This window comes from Niastella sp., assembly GCF_045805085.1.
In the GTDB taxonomy this organism is placed as follows: Bacteria; Bacteroidota; Bacteroidia; order Chitinophagales; family Chitinophagaceae; genus Niastella.
In genome coordinates, this window is record NZ_JBJMLX010000018.1 from 1 (window position 1) to 6,169 (window position 6,169).

7 protein-coding genes are annotated in these 6,169 nt (G+C 42.4%); 5 read left to right on the forward strand and 2 right to left on the reverse strand.

Annotated elements, in window-relative coordinates:
• On the forward strand, positions 1–504 hold a 504-nt coding region (locus ACJ751_RS00925; protein WP_407743486.1), incomplete at its 5' end, for a YncE family protein.
• A 69-nt stretch (positions 505–573) separates the two neighbouring features.
• On the opposite strand, the gene ACJ751_RS00930 is transcribed toward ACJ751_RS00925, so the two are convergent.
• Both ACJ751_RS00930 and budA read right to left on the reverse strand, forming a co-directional pair.
• Positions 574–1,008, reverse strand: a complete 435-nt coding sequence (locus ACJ751_RS00930; protein WP_407743487.1) for a PepSY-like domain-containing protein — start codon at positions 1,006–1,008, stop codon at positions 574–576.
• A gap of 124 nt (positions 1,009–1,132) precedes the next feature.
• Entirely contained in the window at positions 1,133–1,948 is an 816-nt protein-coding gene (budA, locus tag ACJ751_RS00935) for an acetolactate decarboxylase (protein ID WP_407743488.1), read from the reverse strand.
• Positions 1,949–2,208: 260 nt separating this feature from the next.
• On the opposite strand from budA, the gene ACJ751_RS00940 reads away from it, so the two are divergent.
• From ACJ751_RS00940 to ACJ751_RS00955, 4 genes are all read left to right on the forward strand, one after another.
• Complete coding sequence (locus ACJ751_RS00940) at positions 2,209–2,742, forward strand: phage tail protein (RefSeq protein ID WP_407743489.1); 534 nt, start codon at positions 2,209–2,211, stop codon at positions 2,740–2,742.
• 30 nt (positions 2,743–2,772) lie between these two features.
• Positions 2,773–3,681 carry a methionyl-tRNA formyltransferase gene (locus ACJ751_RS00945; RefSeq protein ID WP_407743490.1) on the forward strand — a complete coding sequence of 303 codons (909 nt, stop codon included), beginning with the start codon at positions 2,773–2,775 and terminating at the stop codon, positions 3,679–3,681.
• 29 nt (positions 3,682–3,710) lie between these two features.
• Complete coding sequence (locus ACJ751_RS00950) at positions 3,711–5,669, forward strand: FG-GAP-like repeat-containing protein (RefSeq protein ID WP_407743491.1); 1,959 nt, start codon at positions 3,711–3,713, stop codon at positions 5,667–5,669.
• Positions 5,670–5,752: 83 nt separating this feature from the next.
• The coding region (locus tag ACJ751_RS00955; RefSeq protein ID WP_407743492.1) for a hypothetical protein at positions 5,753–6,169 on the forward strand (417 nt) is incomplete at its 3' end.

The following is a 6,169-nucleotide window of genomic DNA, read 5'->3' on the forward strand; positions in this document are numbered from 1 at the left end:
AACGTGCACTCCGGCACGGTGAGCATTCTTACAAGTAATGGCAAACCGCGGGAAGACTGGTCACAAACTGTCATTCCCGTTGCCAGAGGCTGTGAAGGTTTTGATGTATCGCCCAATGGAAAACAGTTGTGGACAGCAGGCAGTGACGACGGGAGCATTGCCGTTATTGATGTGGAAACAGAAAAGCTCATCACTACCATCGATGCAAAAGCAGTAGGCGCCAACCGGCTTAAGTTTACACCCGATGGCAAAATGGTCTTCATCACAAGCCTTAGTTCAGGCGATCTGCTCATATACGATGCACAATCGCAGAAAGAACGCAAACGCGTGAAAGTTGGTAAAGGCGCTGCCGGTATTTTAATGGTGCCGGATGGTTCACGTGCATTTGTTGCGTGTTCACCCGATAATTACATTGCAGTAATAGATCTCAAAACATTGGAGGTAACCGGCCATTTGGAAGTAGGCCGTTCGCCGGATGGCCTGGCATGGGCCGAACAGCGATAATGCAAAGAGGCCGTCCCTATGATCGGAACGGCCTCTTTGTTTTCAGGAATCAAAATCAATCTAAAATATTTACTCGTCCAATTTTTCTTTTGCTATCTGGCCATCAGGTGTATATATTACTTTGGTATCCTGATCGCCTTCCAGTTTTACCAGGTAGTAAGTGGACCCGTTCTTATCTATCCTGTATACATTATCTATAGTTTTGCCGGAATTCTTTACAGCATCCGTCACTGGTGTTGGTAGTTCAGATCGTCTTATCTTCAAACCTTTTGACAATATTTTGCCATCAGCGCCATAAGAAGCCATATAGTCCGTACCATCTACTTCAAATTTTGCTTTGTATTTTCCTTCCTTCGTTTTCCAATCAACATCTTTAGCATTTGGAAAGGCAGTTTTAAAATTTGTTTTAACTGCTGCGGGCACATCGCTTGCTTTTGTTTCCTGAGCGGATGCTCCCCTCATTAAACCAGCGCTCAACAGAATGGCAAATAGTATCTTTTTCATAGACTTTATCTTTACTATAAAAAGATGCAAATAGCAAGCCAATACATTCAGCAAAAGTGATTACACCTTTGAACCCATCGGTAAATTTGTATTATTTAACAACATCTTGCAGAAACCTTTCTTATTATTTTCCCGCTCCCTTCCCCCTTTCCACACTTTTAATATCTTCTTCCCGATTCTTTTTAAAATCAAAATGTTCAAAATCGGTGGTTGATGGAACCTGTATGGAGTAGCTGTCCATTTGGTCTATTTCAATAGTGATGCTGTCGGCTTTAACATCTATCATATGGCCACCCGCATCTTTTTGAGCATTCAAAAAATGAAAGTGATAGCCTGAAATATTTGTGTTATCCATGAAAGATGGCAGGCGGTAACCAATCAGGTCGCCCTGTGCATTATTGAATTCAAAAAAATGCTGCAGGTTTAACATCGATGCCAGCGGGGTATGGTCATGTTCTTTTACCGGCGGAAAAGCCCTGGTTTTAAGATAGCTGAATTTTCCATTAATATGTATGGCGTAAAGACCGTTAACATTAGTTAACACACTGTCCAGAAAATGAAAAAGCGATTCTTTGGTTATGGCGCTACTAATGGTAAACTTTATATCAGGCTGAAAGAAATTAACCATGGCAAAGGATGTCATTTGTTTATCGTTAACTATAAAGGTTTTGCCGGTGCTTTGGGTTTGATAGATCTTTCCCTGAAAAACAACCAGCTCGCCATCGAGTTTATCGGGAGCGCCCAGGCCAAAATCACCGTGTTGTTTAAGCATTCTGTAAGGATAGTAACCATCGTATAGCCCGCCTATCAATCCCGCGCCCACCCCAACGGTGAAAAGATGATTAAGCGGTTTGTCACCCAGCGGAGTGTTTACAAATGAAGTAGTGAAAAATAATGTTGTCACCAGGGTACTGACTAATAAAATAATTGTTGCACGCATATTAAGCCTCGTATTTAGAACACAAATATATTAAGGGAAAGAGAATTGTCCGTGTTAAGTTCATTTTTGTACTCATCACGGTACAATTTTGTACTTTAAAGAAATAACAAATTTAATTTTGTTATTATAAAATCAATAATTACTTTCAGGAACGAATTCGTTTAACCCATCTTGTAAGCACCCGCTGAAACCCATTCCTTGAATACTTACTACTAATCAAGCGCAATACATCACTATTTCATAACCATTAATCAATTTTTATGGAAGCTTATCTTGGCGAAATCAAGATGTTTGCAGGCAACTTTGCCCCACAAGGTTTTGCTCTTTGCAACGGACAAATTTTACCTATTGCTCAAAACACTGCGTTATTCTCTCTTCTTGGAACAACTTATGGCGGCAACGGCCAAACTACCTTTGCACTGCCGAATCTGCAATGCCGCTTTCCCATGCACCCGGGTAGCGCCCAGGGACTAACCACTAAAGTACTTGGTGAAACATCAGGGGAAGAATCGGTTACCTTGTCACCCACGCAAATGCCCATGCATAATCATATGGTAAGTGCAGGCAATGGACAGGGGGGGAATGCCAGTACGCCTCAAAATAACTTCAACGGGGTCTTAGTTGATCCCAGCACTGGCAGCCCTTTTGATAGTTACAGTACTTCAGCCGCAACAACAATGGCCGCCAATGCCATTTCCATTGCAGGAGGCAGCCAGCCACACGACAATATGCCGCCTTATCAATGTGTAAATTTCATTATTGCACTGGAAGGCATTTTCCCGTCACGTGGTTAATAAGTACTGCAACAAGGTTGTAAGCTTATTATGAAAATAGGTGTGATCTCTGGGGCAGAAATATGCCAACCCGTTTTATATCATTTAGCTTCAAAAAAAGCTAACGTCACTCTTTTTTATGCAGGGCTACCGGGAGTTGAAACCACAAAACAGATGCTGTCTTTTTGTGAAGCTTATCGCATACCTATTGTTGTAGAAACAACTAAAGACAATATATATGAATGGGTACATAATGACCGACCTGATTTAGTTTTTATAATGGGCTATGGTCGCATACTCAATATAACCAGGCTTGGCCCTCTTATATCCGGTGTATTTAATATTCATTTTGGCGCTCTCCCGAATTACAGGGGGCCAAGCCCGGTTTTTTGGCAACTTAAGAATGGCGAAAAAAACATTGAGGTTTGTATTCACAGAATTACCAACAAAGCAGATGCAGGCGCCATTATATGGCGCAAATGCATCACTAATGAAGAGCACTATACGTATTCTTTCATTAATCAATACCTGAGCAATATCACGCTGGAAGGTATAGACTTCATATTGAATGGCTTTCTCCATGGGAATAAGCTAATGGAATCCCCGCAGGATGAAGCATCCGCAAGGTATTATTCACGCCCTGTATTAAAAGATGTACTAATCAACTGGTCGGCCATGAAAACAGCAGCCATCTTTAATTTATGCAGGGCCTGCAACTCCTGGAACTGGGGAGCTATTACCAGTTACAAAGGCATTGAATTGAAAATACTGGATGTAACTATCGGTACCGATCAACATGACAAAGAGCCGGGCACTGTCATCAATGTTGAAAATAATTTAGTAGTCGCCTGTTTGGACGGAAGCTGTTCAATCACTTTTATGAACCTGAATGGCATCTTCTTTCCGGGTCGCCATGCAAAACAGTTTGGAATTGCTGTTGGCCACCAGCTAGGCGTTTAAACCATTAACCATATTTAACCTTTAAAAAAATGAATCCTGTTTATACAGCATTACAATCATTTAAAGGCCGCCCTATAATATTATTAGCAGGCCTTTTGTTATTTATAACTTCACACAGTTCTGCACAAACCTATACGTCTCAATCCTCCACTACCTTTCCCAACATTCCATCCGCCGGGCGCAATATTGTTGCTGATTTTGATGGTGATGGCGATGTAGACATTTTGTTCCAGACTAATACTTCAGCCGGTTCGCCTTTCAATTATGCCAGAAGCAATCATAATGGCACCTTTACAATTGTTGTACAGTCTGCCTCTCCCTTTGCAGGTCTTACCCTGCCTGATGCAAATATTGCCGGTTCTTACAGGCCCGCAGATTATGATGGCGATGGAGATATTGATCTTTGGGTAGCTGCTAATGGTGGTACAGGAACTTATTTTAGAAACGATGGAAGCAGTTTTTCTTCACAATCAACGACTGGTTTTCCGAATCCGGCGGCTGTTGGAAGAATTACAGTGGCAGATTTTGATGGCGATGGGGATGCTGATATTTTATTCCAGACCGGAACAAATACCTCGGGTTTTAATTATGCAAGAAGCAATGGCAACGGTACTTTTACCACTGTAGCCCAGAACTCTTCTCCTTTTAGCAGTGTTACCCTGCCCGATGCCGCTCAAATAAGTACCTACAGAGCAGCGGATTTTGATGGTGATGGCGACATCGATCTTTGGGCAACAGCCAACAGTTCTACCGGTACATATTTCAGAAATGACGGAAGCAGCTTTTCCTTGCAACCCTCAACTACTTTTCCTGCTGCGGGGTTCACCGGCAGAAATATAATTGGTGATTTTGATGCAGACGGGGATGCAGACATTTTATATCAGACCGCCAGTAATACATCGCCTTTCGCTTATGCCAGAAGCGATGGCAATGGCAGCTTTACCACTTTTACGCAGGGCTCCTCCCCTTTTGCCGGTTTAACCCTGAATGACGCAGCAGTTTTTGGCAACTATAAACCAAACGATTTTGATGGCGATGGCGACATTGATCTTTGGATGTTAGCAGACAATTCATCCGGAACCTATTATATGCTGAATGGCTCACCGCCTACATTAGCCTCTACCAATCCTGCCAACGACGCAGCCGGTGTTTTACGGGATGCTAATATAAATTTGACCTTTACTGAATCTGTAACTAAAAACACCGGCAACATCACCATAATAAAAGCTTCAGATAATTCGGTTGTTGAAACCATTAACGTAACCAGTGGACAGGTGACCGGCTCAGGAACTGCCTATGTCATAAATCCCAGCACAACGCTTGCCTCCAATACAACGTTTAGTGTAAGAATAGCAGGCGGCGCCTTTTTGGATGCCACCAGTACTGAATTTCCAGGCATTTCCGGCAGTCAATTCCAGTTTACTACCGGCACAGTACTTCCTTTGCTTTGGTTAAGTGCTAATGCCGTATTTGAGAACGGCCAGGTGAACATACACTGGCGAACCACTGGTGAACTGAATACATCTCACTTCGAAATAGAACGTTCTGTAGACGGCGCCTTCTACAAAATTATAGGACAAACAGCTTCAGCAAACAGTGCTGGTGAACACCTATACACTTTCGCCGATAAAGGAGTGCAGCCTGGTTACACTTATTTTTACCGTTTAAAACAGGTAGATATTGATGAAAGCTTCAATTATTCTTCAACCCTACAGGTGGATATTGGTGGTGAGCGGATGGCCGTACTGAAAATCAGCAATAACCCGGTAAGATCTGACATGGTTTTATCAATCACACTCCCTCAGGCACAAAATGCCCGGTTGATTCTGGTGAACCAGGCTGGCGCCACCCTGCTGGAAAGAAAAGAAAACCTGCAGGCGGGCGAAACCATCATGACCGTACGAACCAGTAATTTACCAACGGGCATATATTACCTGATCCTCTTTGCGGGGCGTGACAAACTTCGAACTACACTGATAAAACAATAATAAAGGGCCCCTGCAAAGGGGGCTTTTTCCCATTGTTTTACCAGGAAATATTATTTTATTTTGCACTAAACAAGCGCAATAAAATGGGTCTTGATATTAGCCTCGGCACGGACATAAAAGAAATTTACAGGAAGGAATATGAAAAAAATCAGAAATACGATTATTTTAAAGAACATAGCCTTAGTCGCACGTTCTGTAATTTCATGTGCCGGCAATATGCATCAAACGGCGAACCGGAGCTTGACCAGATAGGCCAGATCACTGGTGTTGATATTTCTCCTTTATACCAAATGGAAAAATATCAGTCTGAAAATGATGGCGGATATATTTTTCAATTGCAGCACGCCAGCGAAGCGGAACGACAGGCCCTTTTGGAAGAAGCCCGGAAAAACAGGGAAAACCTGCAAGGCAATATTGATAAAGTTTATTTTACGGTTAATTCATTGATTGAAAAACTCACCACCATTGACAATCTGCATCAGCTATTAAATGATTACGAC